Annotated in this window: 17 protein-coding genes and 1 pseudogene; 13 read left to right on the forward strand and 5 right to left on the reverse strand. The window is 50.3% G+C overall.

Annotated features, from left to right (window positions below; translation table 11 throughout):
- Positions 1-11 precede the first annotated feature (11 nt).
- The 4 genes from hslV (at position 12) to rraA (ending at position 3598) form a co-directional block, all read left to right on the forward strand.
- Positions 12-542 (forward strand): ATP-dependent protease subunit HslV, encoded by a 531-nt coding sequence (hslV, locus tag R5268_RS15005; RefSeq protein ID WP_046892909.1) that lies wholly within the window; start codon positions 12-14, stop codon positions 540-542.
- A gap of 11 nt (positions 543-553) precedes the next feature.
- Complete coding sequence (gene hslU, locus R5268_RS15010) at positions 554-1888, forward strand: HslU--HslV peptidase ATPase subunit (RefSeq protein WP_046892908.1); 1335 nt, start codon at positions 554-556, stop codon at positions 1886-1888.
- Between the two features lie 113 nt (positions 1889-2001).
- Positions 2002-2931, forward strand: coding sequence for a 1,4-dihydroxy-2-naphthoate polyprenyltransferase (locus R5268_RS15015; RefSeq protein WP_317419620.1), 930 nt, complete (start codon positions 2002-2004; stop codon positions 2929-2931).
- A gap of 127 nt (positions 2932-3058) precedes the next feature.
- Entirely contained in the window at positions 3059-3598 is a 540-nt protein-coding gene (rraA, locus tag R5268_RS15020; RefSeq protein WP_218411032.1) for a ribonuclease E activity regulator RraA, read from the forward strand.
- Positions 3599-4191: 593 nt separating this feature from the next.
- On the opposite strand, the gene zapB is transcribed toward rraA, so the two are convergent.
- Positions 4192-4434: a cell division protein ZapB gene (zapB, locus tag R5268_RS15025; RefSeq protein WP_004236611.1), complete on the reverse strand. Its 243-nt coding sequence runs from the start codon at positions 4432-4434 to the stop codon at positions 4192-4194.
- Positions 4435-4749: 315 nt separating this feature from the next.
- On the opposite strand from zapB, the gene R5268_RS15030 reads away from it, so the two are divergent.
- From R5268_RS15030 to glpQ, 4 genes are all read left to right on the forward strand, one after another.
- Positions 4750-5568: an MIP/aquaporin family protein gene (locus R5268_RS15030; RefSeq protein WP_317419621.1), complete on the forward strand. Its 819-nt coding sequence runs from the start codon at positions 4750-4752 to the stop codon at positions 5566-5568.
- A 69-nt stretch (positions 5569-5637) separates the two neighbouring features.
- Positions 5638-7164, forward strand: a complete 1527-nt coding sequence (gene glpK / locus R5268_RS15035; protein WP_166708836.1) for a glycerol kinase GlpK — start codon at positions 5638-5640, stop codon at positions 7162-7164.
- Positions 7165-7489: 325 nt separating this feature from the next.
- Positions 7490-8842 (forward strand): glycerol-3-phosphate transporter, encoded by a 1353-nt coding sequence (glpT, locus tag R5268_RS15040; protein WP_218427028.1) that lies wholly within the window; start codon positions 7490-7492, stop codon positions 8840-8842.
- A gap of 14 nt (positions 8843-8856) precedes the next feature.
- Positions 8857-9939: a glycerophosphodiester phosphodiesterase gene (glpQ, locus tag R5268_RS15045; protein WP_112549951.1), complete on the forward strand. Its 1083-nt coding sequence runs from the start codon at positions 8857-8859 to the stop codon at positions 9937-9939.
- A 68-nt stretch (positions 9940-10007) separates the two neighbouring features.
- Here the strand turns inward: glpQ and emrD are convergent, their stop codons facing one another.
- Positions 10008-11195: a multidrug efflux MFS transporter EmrD gene (gene emrD / locus R5268_RS15050; RefSeq protein WP_052925880.1), complete on the reverse strand. Its 1188-nt coding sequence runs from the start codon at positions 11193-11195 to the stop codon at positions 10008-10010.
- Positions 11196-11520: 325 nt separating this feature from the next.
- Here emrD and fpr point away from each other — a divergent pair, with 325 nt between their 5' ends.
- On the forward strand, positions 11521-12270 hold the full coding sequence (gene fpr / locus R5268_RS15055; protein ID WP_317419622.1) for a ferredoxin--NADP(+) reductase: 750 nt from the start codon (positions 11521-11523) through the stop codon (positions 12268-12270).
- Between the two features lie 34 nt (positions 12271-12304).
- Here the strand turns inward: fpr and R5268_RS15060 are convergent, their stop codons facing one another.
- A complete protein-coding gene (locus R5268_RS15060; protein WP_046892899.1) occupies positions 12305-12733 on the reverse strand; it encodes a DUF805 domain-containing protein in 429 nt (142 codons plus the stop codon).
- 57 nt (positions 12734-12790) lie between these two features.
- Between R5268_RS15060 and R5268_RS15065 the strand changes: the two genes are divergently transcribed.
- The 3 genes from R5268_RS15065 to R5268_RS15075 all read left to right on the forward strand — a co-directional run bounded on the left by R5268_RS15065 (position 12791) and on the right by R5268_RS15075 (position 14944).
- On the forward strand, positions 12791-13411 hold the full coding sequence (locus R5268_RS15065) for a DUF1454 family protein (RefSeq protein ID WP_046892898.1): 621 nt from the start codon (positions 12791-12793) through the stop codon (positions 13409-13411).
- Positions 13412-13544: 133 nt separating this feature from the next.
- Positions 13545-14315, forward strand: coding sequence for a triose-phosphate isomerase (gene tpiA, locus R5268_RS15070; protein WP_072056858.1), 771 nt, complete (start codon positions 13545-13547; stop codon positions 14313-14315).
- 311 nt (positions 14316-14626) lie between these two features.
- The gene (locus R5268_RS15075; protein ID WP_317419623.1) at positions 14627-14944 is read left to right on the forward strand and encodes a hypothetical protein; all 318 of its coding nucleotides are present in this window, start codon (positions 14627-14629) and stop codon (positions 14942-14944) included.
- A gap of 714 nt (positions 14945-15658) precedes the next feature.
- Here the strand turns inward: R5268_RS15075 and pfkA are convergent.
- Positions 15659-16636 (reverse strand): 6-phosphofructokinase, encoded by a 978-nt coding sequence (pfkA, locus tag R5268_RS15080; RefSeq protein ID WP_032098022.1) that lies wholly within the window; start codon positions 16634-16636, stop codon positions 15659-15661.
- A gap of 973 nt (positions 16637-17609) precedes the next feature.
- Here pfkA and R5268_RS15085 point away from each other — a divergent pair.
- Complete coding sequence (locus tag R5268_RS15085; RefSeq protein WP_317419624.1) at positions 17610-20063, forward strand: autotransporter outer membrane beta-barrel domain-containing protein; 2454 nt, start codon at positions 17610-17612, stop codon at positions 20061-20063.
- A 163-nt stretch (positions 20064-20226) separates the two neighbouring features.
- On the opposite strand, the pseudogene R5268_RS15090 reads toward R5268_RS15085, so the two are convergent.
- A pseudogene (locus R5268_RS15090) lies at positions 20227-20398 on the reverse strand (ATP-dependent 6-phosphofructokinase); the annotation flags it as partial.
- Between the last annotated feature and the right edge of the window lie 284 nt (positions 20399-20682).

The raw sequence follows: 20682 nt of genomic DNA on the forward strand, positions 1-20682 counted from the left end.
GGGGCTGATTCATGACAACAATCGTAAGTGTTCGCCGTAATGGCCAGGTCGTAATTGGTGGTGATGGGCAGGCGACAATGGGTAATACCGTCATGAAAGGTAATGTCCGCAAAGTCCGCCGCCTCTATCACGACAAAGTCATTGCCGGTTTCGCCGGTGGTACCGCGGATGCCTTTACCCTCTTTGAACTGTTTGAACGCAAACTTGAACTCCATCAGGGACACCTGACAAAAGCCGCCGTTGAGCTCGCCAAAGACTGGCGTACCGACCGCATGCTGCGCAAACTGGAAGCACTGCTGGCCGTTGCCGATGAAACCGCATCGCTGATTATCACCGGCCAGGGTGATGTCGTTCAGCCTGAAAATGACCTGATTGCCATTGGTTCCGGCGGCCCGTACGCCCAGGCAGCAGCCCGCGCCATGCTGGAAACCACCGATCTGAGTGCCCGGGAAATCGCGGAGCGCGCGCTGACTATTGCCGGTGATATCTGTATCTACACCAACCACAATCTGAATTTTGAAGAATTATCTTCAAAAGCATAAGGATCGACGTTATGTCCGAAATGACTCCACGCGAAATTGTCAGCGAACTCGATAACCATATTATCGGCCAGGATAAAGCCAAACGTGCTGTTGCTATCGCGCTGCGTAACCGCTGGCGCCGTATGCAGCTCAATGAAGAGCTGCGTCACGAGGTCACCCCGAAAAATATTCTGATGATTGGCCCGACCGGTGTCGGTAAAACTGAAATTGCCCGTCGTCTTGCCAAACTGGCCAATGCGCCGTTTATCAAAGTGGAAGCCACCAAATTCACCGAAGTGGGTTATGTCGGTAAAGAAGTGGATTCTATCATCCGCGATCTGACCGATTCCGCTGTAAAAATGGTGCGTCTGCAATCCATCGAGAAAAACCGTTTCCGTGCAGAGGAAATGGCCGAAGAACGCATTCTCGATGTGCTGATCCCGCCGGCAAAAAACAGCTGGGGTCAGGCTGATACTCAGGCTGAGCCGTCTGCGGCCCGTCAGGCATTCCGCAAAAAACTGCGCGAAGGGCAGCTGGATGATAAAGACATTGAAATTGAAGTGTCTGCCGCACCGATGGGTGTGGAAATCATGGCGCCTCCGGGCATGGAAGAGATGACCAGCCAATTACAGTCTATGTTCCAGAATCTGGCCGGGCAGAAACAAAAACCGCGCAAGATGAAGATCAAAGAAGCTTTCAAACTGCTGATTGAGGAAGAAGCCGCCAAACTGGTGAATCCGGAAGAGCTGAAAGAGCAGGCCATCGAAGCCGTTGAGCAACACGGTATCGTGTTTATCGATGAGTTCGATAAAATCTGTAAGCGCGGCGGCCAGTCCTCCGGGCCTGATGTCTCCCGCGAAGGGGTTCAGCGTGACCTGCTGCCGCTGATTGAAGGCTGTACTGTCTCCACCAAGCACGGCATGGTGAAAACCGATCATATCCTGTTTATCGCCTCCGGTGCATTCCAGGTTTCCAGCCCGTCAGATCTGATCCCGGAATTACAGGGCCGTCTGCCTATCCGTGTGGAATTACAGGCACTGACCACTGAAGATTTCGAGCGCATCCTGACTGAACCGAATGCGTCACTGACGGTTCAGTACAAAGCACTGATGGCCACCGAAGGTGTGGATATCACCTTTACACCGGACGGTATCCGTAAAATTGCCGAATCCGCGTGGCAGGTCAACGAAACCACCGAAAATATCGGTGCCCGTCGTTTACATACGGTGCTGGAACGATTAATGGAAGAAATTTCCTACGATGCCAGTGAAAAACAGGGGCAATCCGTTGAGATTAATGCGGAATATGTGAAAGATCATCTGGATCAGCTGGTCGCAGATGAAGATTTAAGTCGCTTTATTCTGTAATTCGATAATAATCAGACATAATATTATTCAGACTGTACGGGTGTATGCCACCCGTCAGTCTGCGTTATTATTTTTGTCATTATTATTACATTCTGAAAAGTAAGCGAGTTTCAATGTCAGTCACCCCTTCACCGGCCATCAGCCGTACCCAAGCCTGGCTGGAAAGCCTGCGGCCCAAAACATTACCTCTCGGGGTGATCGCAATTATTACCGGTTCCGCGCTGGCTTACTGGACCGGCTACTTTAAATTCCCTGTTGCCCTGCTCGCCCTTATCACTACCGGGATTTTGCAGATTCTGTCGAATCTGGCAAATGACTACGGCGATGCGGTAAAAGGCACTGATACCGATGCACGCCTCGGGCCGCTGCGTGGTATGCAAAAAGGTGTGATCACCGCAGCTCAGATGAAAAAAGCGCTGATTCTGACCGTTACCCTTGCCTGTCTGTCCGGGCTGGCGCTGATTATTGTCGCCTGCGAGAAGCCGGAAGATATTGTCGGTTTTCTGGGATTAGGTGTGGCCGCGATTATCGCTGCGATCACTTATACCGTCGGCAAAAAACCTTACGGCTACCTCGGGCTGGGGGATATTTCTGTTCTGATCTTTTTCGGCTGGCTGAGTGTGATAGGCACCTATTACCTTCAGGCCGGTTTTTTCAGCCCGCTGACCATTCTGCCGGCGACCGCCTGCGGACTGCTGTCTGTTGCCGTGCTGAATATCAATAATATGCGCGATATCGAAAATGATATCCTCACCGGGAAGAACACCCTGGCTGTCCGCCTCGGCCCGCTGAAATCCCGCTATTATCATGCGGCGGTGATCACCGTTGCCTTCCTGTGCCTGATTCTTTTCACCCTGCTCTATCTGCACGGCTGGTACAGCTGGCTGTTCCTGCTCGCGGCTCCGGTTCTGTTTATGCATATCAGACGTGTGCTGGGCGATATGACAGCAGCGGGTATGCGTCCGCTGCTGGAACAGATGGTGAAAGCCGCACTGCTGGTTAATATCCTGTTTTCTGCGGGGCTCATCTGCCAGCGTCTGTAACCCGGATTATTGCGGAATCTGCCGCTTTCTTGATTCAGATCGGAAAGCGGTCCGCTGTTGATTTTGCAAACAACCGTGTGAAAGGGCTATACTGATTACATCCGGCAGCAACCAGACGTAAAATCCTATGAAAAATGATACCTTCGACACCTCAGAACTTTGTGACATTTACCAGGAAAATGTGAATGTCGTCGAACCCCTGTTTTCCAACTTCGGGGGCTGTTCATCGTTTGCGGGGCAAATCACCACCGTAAAATGCTTTGAAGATAACGGCGTACTTTTTGATCTCCTGGAAGAAGAGGGAGAGGGCCGTATTCTCCTCATTGACGGGGGCGGGTCAGTCCGCCGTGCGCTGATTGATGCGGAACTCGCGGCACTGGCTGTGCAGAACGGCTGGGAAGGTATTGTGGTGTACGGCGCGGTGCGTCAGGTGGATGACCTCGCAGAAATGGATATCGGAATCCAGGCGATGGCTGCCATTCCGGCCGGATGCAGTTCAGAAGGCATCGGTGACAGCGACATCCGCGTCAATTTCGGCGGTGTGACATTCTTCTCCGGTGATTATCTGTATGCCGATAATACCGGGATCATTCTGTCAGATATCCCGCTGGCACTTCCGGACGAAGACGAAGATGATGACGATGAAGACGCGCTGACTGAAGCGTAATCCTCATCAGACACACAGACAGCAAAAAGGGCGGAATATCCGCCCTTTTGTCGTTATGACACAAGATAAAAACCGCATCACACTTAATTATTCGTTTTGCAGCAAAACCGCGATTACGCTAAATCATTCGTTCTGTGGCAAGGCGGTGAAGCAAAGAGCCCCGGGAGCATACATCAGTATGTGACCGGGGAGCTGAGCGAAACCAACACAGCCACAGCATCAAAACCGCGCATTACACTAAATCATTCGTTTTGCAGCAAGGCGGCGAAGTGAGGACGACCCCGGGAGCATACACCAGTATGTGACCGGGGCGGACGAACAAAGCCAACGCCGCCGTGCAACAACATCTGTATTACGCTAAGTCATTCGTTCTGTGGCAAGGCTGTGAAGCGAAGAGCCCCGGGAGCATACATCAGTATGTGACCGGGGAGCTGAGCGAAACCAGTACAGCCACAGCATCAAAACTGCGATTACGCTAAATCATTCGTTCTGTGGCAAGGCGGTGAAGCGAAGAGCCCCGGGAGCATACATCAGTATGTGACCGGGGAGCTGAGCGAAACCAACACAGCCACAGGGCGAAGGATGACGCGTAATTACTGGACGTCGTCCATTTTTCCGAGCAACGCCCGCAGACGCTCCTGCCAGCCTGCCTGCTCCTGCTTCAGCTGTTCGTTTTCACGCACCAGTGACTCACGGGCACCGGCAGCATTCTGTACTTCACGGTTCAGGTTGTTGTTCGTTTCTTTTAATTCGTCGATTTCCATCTGTAACAGGGTGATGGTGTCGATAGCCTGCTGGACTTTTGCTTCCAGCTTTTCAAATACTTCAAATGACATCTTGCGTCCTCCTTGTAAGCGATGCTCTGATTGTAAGTAGGTGTTATCCATGTGTCCAGTCACATCCCGTGTATTCCCCATAATGCAGCAGAACAGAATCCGGCTGTTATCAGTCTGAATGTTGATTGCTTGTTATAAAATAAGCGAAATCGCTCAATTTGTTGACGGAATGCACAGTTTTTGATTTCGTTATTTCTCGTTTCCGCTCATTAACGATAAATTCACACTAAGACATACGTCTGATACACGAAGAACATCATTTGTTAATAATTTGCACTTATTTCACCCTAATTTTGCATTATCAGGATTGATACTATGAGTCTAATAAAATCTCCGACCCTCTTCGGACAATGTCTCTCCGAATTCCTGGGTACAGCACTGCTGGTCTTCTTTGGTTTAGGTTGTGTAGCTGCGGTCCGTATCGCCGGTGCACAACTGGGATTATGGGAAGTCAGTATCATCTGGGGTCTGGGTGTGGCACTGGCGGTGTATCTGACAGCCGGGATCTCAGGCGCACACCTTAACCCGGCCGTGACACTCGCACTCTGGCTGTTTGCCTGCTTTGATCGCCGCAAAGTGCTCCCGTATATCGTGGCACAATTCCTCGGCGGTTTTGCCGCTGCTGCTCTCGTTTATGCCATGTATTACAATGTGTTCCTCGATTATGATCAGGTGCATCATATTGTGCGCGGCTCACAGGAAAGCCTCTTTACCGCCGGTGTCTTCTCCACTTATCCGGCAGCACCGGTCAGCGTGGGTCAGGCATTCTTTATCGAAGTGGTGATCGCCGCTATCCTCGTCTGCCTTATCCTGGCACTGACCGATGACGGCAACGGTGTACCGCGCGGTCCGCTGGCACCGCTGCTGATTGGTCTGCTGATTGCGGTCATCGGCGGCTCCTTTGGTCCGCTGACCGGCTTCGCCCTTAACCCTGCCCGTGACTTCGGCCCGAAAGTGGTTGCATACCTTGCAGGCTGGGGAGATATTGCCTTCACCGGCGGGCGTGATATCCCGTATTTCCTGGTGCCGATGTTTGCGCCAATCGCCGGAGGATTACTCGGTGCATTTGGTTACCGCAAACTGATCGGCCGTCATCTGCCGTGTGAAGTGTGTGATGTCAGGGAAGAAAAATAATACCGCAGCGAATCGCGTACTCTTACGTTATCGCGTGTTTGTTCACTCAGAAATAAAACAGGTTTAATTATGACAACAGAAACAATCACTCGTGAGAAAAAGTATATCGTCGCACTGGATCAGGGAACCACCAGCTCACGGGCGGTACTTTTTGATCGTAATGCTGATATTGTCGATATCGCGCAGCGCGAATTCACCCAAATCTACCCGAAACCGGGCTGGGTGGAACATGACCCGATGGAAATCTGGGCAACACAAAGTTCCGTTTTAACAGAAGTACTCGCCAAAACAGACGTGCACCCGGACGAAGTTTCCGCTATCGGTATCACTAACCAGCGCGAAACCACCATTGTCTGGGAAAAAGAGAGCGGCAAACCGGTTTACAATGCGATTGTCTGGCAGTGCCGCCGGACATCAGATTACTGCACCGGCCTCAAACAAGATGAAGAGATGGTCCGCTATATCCGGGAAAACACCGGTCTGGTGGTTGACCCGTATTTCTCCGGCACCAAAGTGAAGTGGATCCTCGATAATGTGGAGGGTGCACGGGAGAAAGCAGAAAAAGGCGAATTACTGTTCGGCACCGTCGATACCTGGCTGGTCTGGCGCATGACTCAGGGACGTGTACACGTCACCGATCACACCAATGCGTCGCGCACCATGCTGTATAACATCCGTAAGCTGGAATGGGATCAGAAAATCCTCGACCTGTTCGGTATCCCGCGAGCCATGCTGCCGGAAGTGAAAGCCTCATCGGAGATCTACGGCAAAACCAACATTGGCGGGAAAGGCGGCACCCGTATTCCTATCGCGGGTATTGCCGGTGACCAGCAGGCAGCACTGTTCGGTCAGATGTGTGTTCAGCCGGGTATGGCGAAAAACACCTACGGTACCGGCTGCTTCCTGCTGATGAACACCGGCAAAGAAGCGGTGCTGTCTGAACACGGTCTGCTGACCACTATCGCCTGCGGCCCGCGCGGTGAAGTAAATTATGCTCTTGAGGGGGCGGTATTTGTCGCCGGGGCATCCATTCAGTGGCTGCGCGATGAGATGAAAATCATTGCCGATGCCACGGATTCCGAATACTTCGCCACCAAAGTCAAAGACAGTAACGGTGTGTATGTGGTTCCCGCATTCACCGGTCTGGGCGCCCCTTACTGGGACCCGTATGCACGCGGTGCAATTTTCGGCCTGACACGGGGCGTGAACAGCAATCACCTGATCCGCGCCACCCTGGAGTCTATCGCCTATCAGACCCGTGACGTGCTGGAAGCCATGCAGGCCGATGCCGGTACCCGCCTGAAAGCACTGCGTGTGGACGGCGGCGCGGTGGCCAACAATTTCCTGATGCAATTCCAGTCCGATATTCTGGGCACGCCCGTAGAGCGCCCGCTGATCCGCGAAAGTACCGCACTGGGTGCGGCACTGCTGGCCGGGTTATCCACCGGGTTCTGGCAGGACCCGGAAGAAATTAAAGCCAAATCCACCATCGAGAAAACGTTCCGTCCGGGCATTGAAACAACAGAACGGAATGTCCGTTACAGCGGCTGGAAGAAAGCCGTTACCCGCGCACAGGACTGGGAAGATCATAACTGATTCCCTTCCCTTTTTGTTTTAACGCTCTGCCGCCGGTTAATGCCGGCGGTTTTTTATGCGCGAAAATAACAATCAGTATCAGAACAAAGAACCATCTGACCCGGTAAAGATACCTATCCGCAGACTAAATTCCCGGAAAGCAGTTGGTGATCACAAAAAATCACTAACTGTAATCAAAATGTAACTGCTTGTGCTGAAATTCACAGTAATAACGAATTAAAACGAATATTCTGTGAGCGCAAAGGAAAACACATGAAGATAACCGCTGCCATTCCGGTAAACTTCGTTATCAAATACTGACAAATACTTAGCGAGGGAGATGTCTATGCTAAGCCTGTTCAAACCCGCACCACATATTCAGCGGCTCAGTGCTGACCAAATTGATCCGGTATACCGCCGTCTGCGCTGGCAAATCTTTATGGGTATCTTTTTCGGTTATGCCGCTTATTACCTGGTCCGGAAAAATTTTGCCCTGGCCTTCCCCAACCTGATGGAGCAGGGATTCTCCAGAGGCGAGCTGGGTACGGCATTATCTGCGATCTCCATTGCTTACGGTCTTTCCAAATTTATCATGGGATCGTTTTCTGACCGTGCTAACCCGCGCTATTTTCTCCCGACCGGACTTATCCTTGCCTCCGCTGTCATGCTAATCATGGGCTTTTGCGACTGGGCAACCTCTTCCGTCTGGATGATGGCTATCCTCCTGTTTATCTGCGGATGGTTCCAGGGCATGGGCTGGCCGCCGTGCGGACGCACCATGGTTCACTGGTGGTCACAGAAAGAACGCGGCGGGATTGTATCAATCTGGAACTGCGCCCATAACGTCGGCGGCGGCTTACCGCCGATGCTGATGCTGCTGGGGATGTATTGGTTCGGTGACTGGAAAGCGGCGTTTTATATGCCGGCATTTGCGGCCATCCTTGTGGCAATCATCGCATTTGCCCTGATGCGGGACACTCCGCAATCCTGTGGCCTGCCGCCAATTGAAGAGTACAAAAACGACTATCCTGATGATTATACAGAGAACAGCGAAGTTGAACTGACGGCAAAACAGATCTTTATGCAGTACATTCTGCCGAATAAATTACTGTGGTATATCGCTTTCGCTAACGTTTTTGTTTATCTGCTGCGTTACGGCGTGCTGGACTGGTCACCGACCTATCTCCAGGAGGTCAAACATTTCGATATCAAAGGCTATTCTTTTGCCTATTTCCTGTATGAATGGGCGGGGATACCGGGCACACTGCTGTGCGGCTGGATGTCAGATAAAGTCTTCAGAGGAAACCGGGGCGCAACCGGGGTGTTCTTTATGACACTGGTGACTATCGCTACTGTGGTCTTCTGGCTCAACCCGCCGGGAAACCCGGCTATTGATATGGCATGTATGATCACCATCGGCTTCCTGATTTACGGCCCGGTCATGCTGATCGGCCTGCACGCCCTGGAGCTTGCACCGAAGAAAGCAGCCGGTACCGCCGCGGGATTCACCGGGTTATTCGGCTACCTGGGCGGCTCAGTGGCCGCAAGTGCCATCGTCGGCTTTACTGTGGATTATTTCGGCTGGGATGGCGGTTTTGGTGTCATGATTGGCGGCAGTGTGCTCGCTGTGATCCTGTTAGTTGTGGTGATGCGTGGTGAGAAAAAACACCACGATGAAATCGCCCGCAATAAAGCCTAAGCGGAGACAGACAGATGAATATATCCCGTCAGTTTTATCTTGTCAGTGCCCTCGCGGGTGCCATGCTCTGCGGCTCTGCCGCTTTTGCGGCAGACAATAAGATTGTGATTGCACACCGCGGCGCCAGCGGGTATCTGCCGGAACATACCCTGCCGGCCAAAGCGATGGCATATGCGCAGGGTGCTGATTATCTGGAACAGGATCTGGTGATGACCAAAGATGATGAACTCATCGTCCTGCATGACCATTATCTCGACCGTGTTACCGATGTGGCAAAACGCTTTCCGGATCGCGCGCGTAAGGATGGCCGTTACTACGCCATCGATTTTACCCTCGCGGAAATTAAATCCCTGAAATTCACTGAGGGGTTTGAAATCGAAAACGGTAAAGCGGTACAAAAATATCCGGGTCGTTTTCCGATGGGAAAATCAGATTTCCGTATTCATACCTTTCAGGAAGAACTTGAGTTCATTCAGGGTCTGAATCATTCCACCGGAAAAAATACCGGGATTTACCCGGAAATCAAAGCGCCGTGGTTCCACCGTCAGGAAGGTAAAGATATCACCCGTAAAACCCTGGAAGTGCTGAAAGCCTACGGCTACCAGACTAAAGATTCCGGGGTATTTCTTCAGTGTTTCGATCCGAATGAATTAAAGCGCATCAAAAATGAACTGATGCCGGAAATGAAGATGGATCTGATGCTGATACAGCTGATCGCTTATACCGACTGGCAGGAAACCTTTGAACAGAATGCGGAAGGTAAATGGGTCAACTATAACTACGACTGGATGATGGCTCCCGGTGCGATGAGTAAAATCGCAGCATATGCTGATGGTATCGGACCTGATTATCATATGCTTATCAGCAAAGAGTCCAGACCGGGCCACATCACTCTGACGCCGATGGCAAAAGAGGCACACGCTTCGCAACTGATGATCCATCCGTTTACTGTCCGCGCGGATGCCTTACCGCCGTATGCGGAGAACACTGAACAGTTATTTGATGCTATTTATATTCAGGCCGGTGCAGAAGGGTTATTTACTGATTTTCCGGACAAAGGTATACAGTTTCTGCAAAAACATAAACTGCATCAGTGATCACTACTCCGCTGCGAAACAGAACAACGGGCACAACAGTGCCCGTTTTTTTATATCAGAAGTCTGACTCAGGATGCCATCGGCTGCTGATTCTGCAACCGGTGAGCCAGCGGCAGCCAGCACAACATCATAATTACAGATACCGCCAGCATCAGCAGACCGACACTGCCCTGTCCGCCCTGCGGCATCATCGCCGAAATCCAGGTGGCGACACCGGAACCCACATTCTGTAATCCGCCCACCAGCGCACCGGCAGCCCCCGCCAGATACGGGAACGGCTCCATGGCCGCCGTGGTTGCCAGCGGGAACAGCATCCCCGCCCCGAAGAAGAACAGTGCCGCAGGGATCAGTAATGTCCAGACATTCATCACCCCCATCAGCCCGGGTATCCACATCAGTGCCCCGGCTGCCAGACAGCAAATCACGGCACACCACACCAGAAAGCTGAACGATTTACTGTCCCGTCCGGCAAACCAGGCGCCGAAAAATGCTGCCGGAATCGGCAGAATAAACAGAATACTCACGGCCATACTGCTCAGACCCAGGCCGTCACGCATCAGCACGCCGCTGGAGGCCTCAAACACCGCCACCCCGGCCAGACCGCAAATCAGCATCGCCAGATACGGTACAAATGTCCGGTTGGTCAGCAGCAGACGGAAAGAGGCCCACATTTTTGGTTTCTCTTTCATCGGCGGACGGGTTTCCGGCAGTTTATGCCACATGTTGTAGCCCACTGCCAGACCGAGCAGCAGCAGAAACGCATAACAGGCGCGCCAGCCGAAGAAAAACGCCAGCGCACCGCCGAGCATCGGAGCGATCAGCGGGCTGACCAGAATCCCCATATTCAGTAAGCTGTTGGCATAACGCAAAGAAATCCCGGTATATAAATCACGCGGCATGGTCCGAGCCATCACCCCGGCCACACCGGTGCCCAATCCCTGTAATCCGCTGGCAATGACCAGCATGGTCAGGTTCGGCGAAAACAGCGCGACGGTCGTGGAGAGTACATAAATAAATAATCCGGTGAGGATCACCGGACGACGGCCGATTTTATCTGAGATCGGCCCGTAAATAAGCTGGGATGCACCATAGGTAAATAAATACGCGGCCATCACGCTCTGAACGGCACCCGCAGGTTCACCGAAATCCAGCGCAATATCGGTTATTACCGGCACATACACCGTTTGCGTCATTTGCCCCACAGCAATCAGCGCAATCAGCATTACCAGCAGATGAAAGTTTTCCAGTTTTTTCATTTTTATTGTCAGTCTTTACATTGTTACCGGGAGGGCACAGCACAATTCCGGCAGTGATAATTACGGCCGGAATCAGTCATACTTGCGATACTGTATAAAATAGCAAATTAAAAAAATTTTGGGAGATAGTTCACACATTTATTTTTGTTACCAAACGACCGTTTTTATGCTGTTTCCGGCAACTAAACTGTACACTTCATCCTGATTTATCGTATTCATGCGACAGGATCCTCTGACGCATTTAATCGATACATTTTTCCCCGCCGGCTCATTACACTGGTTTACATATTAATAACGATGACTCTGCGACTGACGGAGGTTATGCATGTCAAACTGGATCACAGGACGTGTCACACGTGTCACACATTGGACTGACACTTTATTCAGCCTGCATGTTCAGGCACCTGTCCGCCCGTTTACCGCGGGACAATTTGCCAAACTCGGCCTGGAAATTGACGGCGAACGCATACAGCGCGCTTATTCTTATGTTAATGCACCGGATAATGATGATCTTGAATTTTACCTGGTCACCGTCGGCGACGGTAAACTCAGCCCGCGTCTGGCAGCACTGACCCCGGGAGATGAACTGCTCATCACCGATGAAGCATCCGGCTTTTTCGTACTTGATGAGGTACCGGACTGCGATACCCTCTGGATGCTCTCCACCGGCACCGCCATCGGCCCGTTTTTATCCATTCTGCAATACGGCAGGGATCTGGAGCGGTTCCGTCATATTGTGCTGGTACATGCCGTGCGTTATGCCGCCGACCTGAGCTATCTGCCGCTGATGCAGGAATTACAGAAAAAAATCGGGAGTGACAAACTGCGGATTGTGACGGTCGTCAGCCGGGAGCATGCGGAAAGCTCACTGCATGGCCGGGTACCGACGCTAATCCGCACCGGTGAGCTGGAAGCGGCCGCCGGATTACCGCTGACCGCCGGCAACAGCCATGTGATGCTGTGCGGTAACCCGGAAATGGTAAAAGATACACAGAATCTGCTGAAAACAGAGCGGGAGATGCGCAAACACCTGCGCCGCAAGCCCGGTCATATCACCAGCGAGCAATACTGGTGAGCCTGTGACAGCGGGTTCTCCCGCTGTCTTTGCTTCAGAGGCTGTCGATTTTATCCACCGGCTGCGTGCTCTCCCCGAAACGGTTACCTTCATCAAGGCTTTTAAACACGCCGCAGTCGAGCACCATTATCATCACGATAAAAATCGGCAGAAAGCGCCCCAGCCCCCACTGCCAGAAATCACCGGCGGGGCTCCAGTCCGGTGTGGTAAGTGCCCACGCCATCACCAGCATTAACGCCCAGCCGCCGCGCTTGTTGCGGTCATGCAGGCGTTTGGTAAAAATCGCGGCGGCGGGATACATCACCACCAGCACCGGCACCATAATCACTTCAACAGGTAACTGAAACAGCCCCTGCAATGACATCAGGAGAAACAGCACTGCGCCGCACACGCCGATCCCCGCCCAAAATGCTTTGCGGCCGATCCGCCCGTGAAACGAAAACGCCCATTGTTGTAGTGTCATTTCTCTTTCCTAATCGTGTACACTGGTTATATTGCAGACGGACCACAGGGAGTCGCTATGAACGCAGTCAAAAAAACCGTACTGACCGCCCTGACAGCAGGATGCACACTGCTGCCCGCCATACCGGCTGCGGCAGGTGACGCGGTACTTATCCCCATCCCCTGCGCACCGGAAACACTCTGGCTTCAGGCGGATGCACCGGCCTTCGGCATCACCATCCCCGTTATGCGCGAACAGTTTAACCGCAACAACCCGTCGCTGCCATTACGGGAATACAAAGTCGTGGCCTCAAACGACATTACTGCCAGCTATCTGCGGGCGGCAACCCGCATCAGCCCTTATATTTACTCCTCTGCCGTTCTCGAACGCGATAGTGAAAAAATCAAAAGCCTCCAGCTGACCCTGTTACCGGGCGCTGACAGTACAGCGGAAAAAACCAACCGTGCTCTGATGCTGGCCTATATTAAGGCGCTGATTATTCAGTTTGAACCGACACTGAATCAAAGCAATATTGATGCCGCCCTGAGCAGAGCACTGGCAACGGATTTCAAAACCGGGACTTATGCCTCTCAATTCGGTGCATTACGCTATCTTCTGGTAGTTGATGAGATAAATGGGGTAACTTTCGCTATTGAACCGATTAAGCTTTCGCTATCTAATAGTGATACGACACAGTAAACAGTGGCCGAAAAGCAAAGCTATTTCGCGCCGGTTTCACTATACTGTCTCTCTGTTTGCCTGTTCGCCGCTCTGCGCGGACAATGGTAATAAAGCTTAAGTCATTTAACTTATTCCGGCAGGAGGAAATACAATGCGACATCCCTTAGTCATGGGTAACTGGAAGCTGAACGGCAGCAGTAAAATGGTTCACGAGCTGATCACCGCTCTGCGTCATGAAATCGGCAATGTCACAGGGTGTGATGTTGCGATCGCACCACCGGCAATTTATCTCTCTCAGGCCAAACAGGTTCTGGCGGGTTCTTCCATTGTTCTGGGTGCCCAGGATACCGGTCTGAATCTCTCCGGCGCATTCACCGGTGAAACATCTCCTGAGATGCTGAAAGACATCGGCGCACACTACATCATTATCGGCCACTCTGAGCGCCGTACTTACCACGGTGAAAGTGATGAATTAGTGGCAGAGAAATTTGCTGTCCTGAAAAAACTGGGTCTGGCCCCGGTACTGTGTATCGGTGAATCCGAAGCGGAAAATGAAGCGGGTAAAACCGAAGAAGTCTGCGCACGTCAGATTGATGCTGTTCTGAATACCCAGGGTGCAGACGCTTTCCTCGGCGCGGTCATTGCCTATGAGCCTATCTGGGCTATCGGCACCGGCAAATCCGCCACCCCTGCGCAGGCACAGGCAGTCCACAAATTTATCCGCAGCCATATCGCGAAGAAAGATGCGAAAGTGGCAGAGCAGGTTATTATCCAGTACGGCGGTTCTGTGAATGATAAGAATGCCGCAGAGCTGTTCACTCAGCCGGATATCGACGGTGCATTAGTCGGCGGCGCATCACTGAAAGCTGATGCTTTCGGCGTGATCGTCAAAGCCGCAGCGGCAGCGAAAGCTGCAAAATAATTCCCGGCCTCCGGACAGCAAAAAGCGGCGAAATCGCCGCTTTTTTTGTATCTGTCACTATGCAGACCATATCCTTTCACTCTGATGCATCCGGTATTGAGTCGCCAGGCTGTAGTCTTTGAAAATTTAGGTTATGGTGATATTATCAGTCACGGCATTTGCCCGGAAAATGCACAGCAGAGAAACGGTTTATCAACAGACTCAGGTGATGAATGAGCCAACACGAATTAGATTATTCATTCAGTGAAGCATACCAAAGTACCCTGCGTAACATTTTATTCCGCATATGAAATAAATAAAGAGAATAAAAAATGAATGATATCAATAAACTATTTTCTTTTGGATGGGTTGAATTAATATTTTTTTACCTTGTATCTTTCTTTTTAATTTTATTTGTTTTAGCTCTGAACAAAATTATTTCAAAGAAAAATATTAAATCGCTTAACTTAATAGGTGCCTATTTATCAATTGGATTAGGCGTGATATTTTTTTTAATTTTCGGGATAGGTAAAGATTTTACAGCAGGCGGGCTATTTATCCGCTATGGAAATGAAATGACAATAAGGATCAGCAGCTTTCTGTTAGCATTTTTATGTCTTTTCACTTATCCAAAAGCAAAAAAAAAATAAATGACTGATTTCAATATATTATCAACAGCTCCATTCGGATGGATTAAGCTCATATTATTTTATATAATATCTATTATAATTTTCTTATTGATACGAAAAGCAAGAGTATTCTTCACTCTGAAGAGACCGTTATTCCTGGAATTATTATACTTGATATCAGTATTTATAATCGGCAGTTCTTATCTTATCATCTTTGCTCATGGTGAAAAATTTTACATCGGCAGCTTATTTATAGAGAAAGGTAATTGCGACCTGATTAGATACAGTAGTTTCTTTTTCATGATATACCTATCGGTGTATTATTCACCCAATATAAAGGGGTAAATTGCCAGCTGATGTTATCAGCCAGCAAACCGTATCACGCTGGCAATACTAAGAACCCCGGGAACATACACCAGTATGTGACCGAGGTGGACGAACGCAGCCAACACCGCCACAGGCTGAAGGACAATTCGCGCAATCCTCTGAATCATTCAGTCTGTGGCAAGGCGGCAAAGTGAGGACATCCCCGGGAACATACATCAGTATGTGACCCGGGCGATGAATGAAGCCAACGCGGTCACTGGCTGAAAGGCAATTCGCTTAATCCTCTAAATCATTCAGTCTGTGGCAAGGCGGCAAAGTGAGGACATCCCCGGGAACATACACCAGTATGTGACCGGGGTGGACGAGCGCAGCCAACGCGGCCACAGGCTGAAGGATGACGAGGATTTTTTAGTAGAGTTTCTTCGCGGTCTCATACCAGTCTTTCTTAAACACCCGCTTCATATTCATCACCGCATCAATAATATCGTGATGAACCAGTTTTTCATTCTGGATACCGACACAGCGGCCGCCGTAACCTTCCAGCAGTAACTGAATAGAATACGCGCCCATACGGGATGCAAGGATGCGGTCATACGCTACCGGCGAACCGCCGCGCTGGATATGGCCCAGCACCGTTGCGCGGGTTTCGTGATGTGTTGTCGCCTCAATCTGCCGTGCCAGCTCATACACATCGGTGACATGTTCGGTGATCGCCACAATCGCATGCCGTTTGCCTTTATCAATCCCGGCTTTGATTTCTGCAATCAGTTCATCACTGCTGTATTCCACTTCATTCGGCGGCAGAACGATAAATTCACAGCCCCCGGCAATGGCAGCGGACAGTGTCAGGTCACCGCAATAGCGCCCCATCACTTCGACAATAGAAATACGTTTGTGGGATGTGGAGGTATCACGCAGGCGGTCGATAGCTTCAACCACGGTTTCCAGCGCGGTAAAATAGCCGATGGTGTAATCGGTTCCCGCCACGTCATTATCAATCGTACCCGGCAGACCGATACACGGGAAACCCGCTTCTGTCAGTTTTTTGGCACCGAGATAGGAACCGTCCCCGCCGATAACCACCAGCGCGTCGATGCCATTTTTGCGCATATTTTCAATCGCGGTTTCCCGCACTTTGTCATCACGGAATTCAGGGAAACGCGCCGACCCGAGGAACGTACCGCCGCGGTTGATCACATCAGAGACACTGAAGCGGTCGAGCTGTTTCATCCGGTTTTCATACAGCCCGAGATAGCCGTCATAAATCCCGATAACCTCCAGCCCTTCTGACAGCGCCGCGCGGACAACACCGCGGATTGCGGCATTCATGCCCGGCGCATCACCGCCGCTTGTCAGCACACCGATTCGTTTGATCTTCTTGCTCATGATGACCTCTGATTTGCAGATGTAATATATGTAAACCTGAGCGGCATGTTATCACGCTTCCACGATCAGGCTTCGGGAATTCACTGCTGTAACCTATAGCTGAATTGATTCACCTAATCCTATAGTAAGATAAGGTTCCGCCGGATGCACCTACCTTTTGCGGATTTTTTTGTCATTTTGAGACTCCGGAACACAGAACCTCAGTGACCGGGATTTTACTCAGCATACCCGTTAAGGATACCCGAAAAATAAAAAATAATTAGCGTATCCGAAACATTTTTTTCACAAATAATGCGTTACAGAAATATCAGGTATCAAAAACAGGATCTGAAATTAAAATCATATCCGGGTGAAAATATATATCCGGATTTACCGCACATTATGTAATTAATAAAAACAAATAGTAACTAACTATTTCAACCCTTACATTGTGACACAAGAAATACAATATAAATTTATATAATGTTTTTTTGAAATTATTTAATTTGACTTATGATGGGTTTTTAAAAAAAAGTAGCAGCAATATTCTGACATACTTAGTTAATGTTTATTACGTCGCCATTATTACTCGTGACACGGGTATATCCATTGACCTGCACAAATCAAATACGGAGCCTGGCCAATCTCTTTACCACAAAAATAGGTAAAAACAGTATTTTATACTGACAAAATAAACAAATAAACCATCAGATTATCTTTATTTACCGTATGAATCTGCATTCCTCATCACCCGGGAATATTAAAAAATTCACTGAAATATGCATTTTGCCCCCCATTGCTTAAATAAATTCTAAATAAGATACTTGTCTCATAAATAAAAATTATCACTTAATAACTTATCATTTCAGGATGATGAAATGATTTTCGTTATATTCACCGACACCAGGGAATAACTAATTTAATGAAAACAAAAAAGAAGATTTTGCATCTTTCTATTATTGCAGTCTTATGTTCAACAGTGCCCTCATTAGTTATGGCAGAAACATTTTGCGGTGACAGAAGCGATATCACGTACGGCGGAGGCACAACACTGACCGGAGAACTCACCGCGAACCAGTGCTATGAGGTTGGAGCATGGGTTACCGGCGATCCCACAGACTATATCGGGATTGCCAAAGATCTGACCCTGCTGAGCGGCAGTAAACTCAGTGTACTCGGCCTGTTTGAGGATTCTCAGGTTCAGGGCGGTGCTGAAGTCTGGATTGATAAAACAACCCATATTGCCTGGGACGGCTATGACACCGGCTTCCCGGCCACCGGCAGCCGTATTGATATTCAGAGCGGCGGATTAATCCGTGTTCTGGACGGCGGAACATTAAAAGATTCCGTACTCAACGGCGGAACGGTCTATGTCAGTAATACCGGGAAAGCCGATGACCCGGGCCAGTCTGAAAATAATACCGTTAACAGCGGCGGAAAATTATTTATTTACCTGGGCGGAGAATCAACCGGTACACAGGTCAATGACGGCGGTTATGAATATGTCCAGCAGGATGGTAAATCCCTGAACACGGTTGTGAATAACGGCGGTACCCAGATGCTGAGATCCGGCGGATTTGCTGACAGCACAATTATTAATGACGGCGGATTACAGCAACTGCACAACAGCGGTTTTGCAGATAATACGCTGGTCAATACCGGAGCCCGGCAATATGTTGTTGATAACTCCAAAGCAACCAATACAACGGTTGATGGCGGCCAGCAATATATTTTCAGTCAGGATACAGCAGCCACTGCCGGTATTGCGGAATTCAACCGGATAAAAAATGGCGGCGCCCAGATCATCAGAGGCGGCGGACAAGCCATTGATAACGAATTATATGATACCTCAGTGCAAAGTATCTACAGCGGCTCCTCCGCCACTGACACCACACTGAATGACAGCGCCAAAAGCTGGCTGGCGGCAGGGGCTCAGCTCCTCGGCGTCACCACGGTTAATCAGCAGTCTCAGGTGCAACTCACCGCCGGTGCGGAAGACAGACTGGCTGCGGATGCCGGGGCTTACGCGGAAAATGTAATCTTATCCGGCCCGGACAGCTCCCTGCTGGTGATCACCGGTGATACCGGGAATGCCGCATTTGCCGGTTCTCTCAGCGGACAGGGGCATGTGCGGTTTGTCGCACCGGTCAACGCCGGATACAGCCACCTGACCATTGATGATCTCTCCGGCAGCCAGACATTCCATATGAACACGGCGATTGCGGAACAACAGGGTGATTACCTCACCATCCGTAACGGCAGTGGTGATCATGCACTGAATATTCAGGATTCCGGGGCTGAAATTACCCGTCCGGATGAATCACGTCTTGACCTGATCACAGACGAGAGCAGCAATGCACAGTTCAGTCTGAGCGCCCTCGACGGCACCAATATCAATGCAGTAGACGGCGGTACCTATATGTACTCGCTGTATGAGCGTGATGAACAGGACGGTAAAATCTGGTATCTGGCCGCTCAGAAAGATGAACCGGGCGAACCTGAAAAACCAGTTCCGCCGGTCGTACCGGATGATAAAACCACGCCATCCACCGATGCGGTGTTATCCATGGCGGCCGCACCGCAGCTGATTTTTAATCATGAACTCGACAATCTGCGGTTCCGCCGTGGTGAATTACGGGATAATCAGGGCGATGCGGGTGTCTGGGTGCGCCTGACCGGTGACAGAACCCGTGCGGGTACCGGGCACACACACTTTAAACTGAACCAGGCCGGTTTTGAGCTGGGTGCGGATAAATCCGTCCCGCTGGAAAACGGCAAATTATGGCTCGGCGTTTTCACCGGCTATAACGATGTCAAACTGAAACATCAGCGCGGCGGTGAAAGCAGCATCGACAGTATTACTGCCGGTGGTTACGCCACCTGGTTCTCAGATAACGGCTGGTATCTCGATGGTGTGCTGAAATATAACCATTTCAATAATGAGTTACGTGCAGTTTCCACTAACCGCAGCAGCATACGCGGAGATTATTCACAGAATGCTTACGGCGCATCCGCTGAAGCCGGTTACTCATTTGATCTGCCGGAAGCCTTCTGGGCAGAACCGTATGCCCGCCTGAGCTATATGCGTGCGGACAGCAAATCAGTTCACCTGAATAATAATATGCAGGCAAAGCTGGATGCACAGCAATCCCTGCAATCAGAGCTCGGCCTGCATGCGGGCAAAGATTTCACCCTGAACAATCAGGTGATCATCACCCCTTATGCCACACTGGCCTGGCAGCATGAGTTTATCAGCAATAATGATGTGACCATTAACCAGCGCAATACCTTTGATACGGATTTCTCCGGCGACAGCCTGAAAGCCGGCGGCGGGTTAACTGTCCGTTTCACCCCGCAGATTCAGGCATATGCGGAAATTGATTACCGTAAAGGCGACAAAACAGAATCGCCTGTACACGGCAATATCGGCGTTCGCTATAACTTTTAATCTCTCGTTATGATTCATTTACAGCGGCCGCAAGGCCGCTTTTTTACAGACAAAAAAGTCCCTCCGGAGGGGCTGTAAAAGACAGGAATAGTGTCTGTGACAAGGAAAAACGTCTTGGGTGCTACTTAACGACTCTGCTGACTTCACTACTCTGACAAATTATTTCTGACAAATTTTCAATCGCGGTTTCCCGCACGTTGTCATCACGGAATTCAGGGAAACACGCCGCGGTTGATCACATCAGAGACACTGAAGCAGTCGGGCTGTTTCATCCGGTTTTCATACAGCCCGGGATAGCCGTCATAAATCCCGGTGACTTCCGGCCCTTCTGATACCCGAAAACCAAAAACAATTAGCGTATCCGAAATATTTTTTCACAAAAAACGCTGTGATACAGGCCCGTAAATTGTTTTCTGCAATTATTTCCCTGCCCTCCCGGTAAAATGACTATTTTTCACTTCCGGAAAATACACTATGATCCCAGAGATTAAAAACCTTCCCCGTACATCAGAAACAACTCCGAAACCGGAATCTAATAGGTGCAGTATCTTCAATTCGTTCCTGCGTTTATTGCAGTGCGCCGTAAACAGTTCCGAACCCGTGCCTCATAAGCCGGAAA

This window comes from Morganella sp. BCCO 40_0007, assembly GCF_032989665.1.
Classification (GTDB): Bacteria; Pseudomonadota; Gammaproteobacteria; order Enterobacterales; family Enterobacteriaceae; genus Morganella; species Morganella sibonii.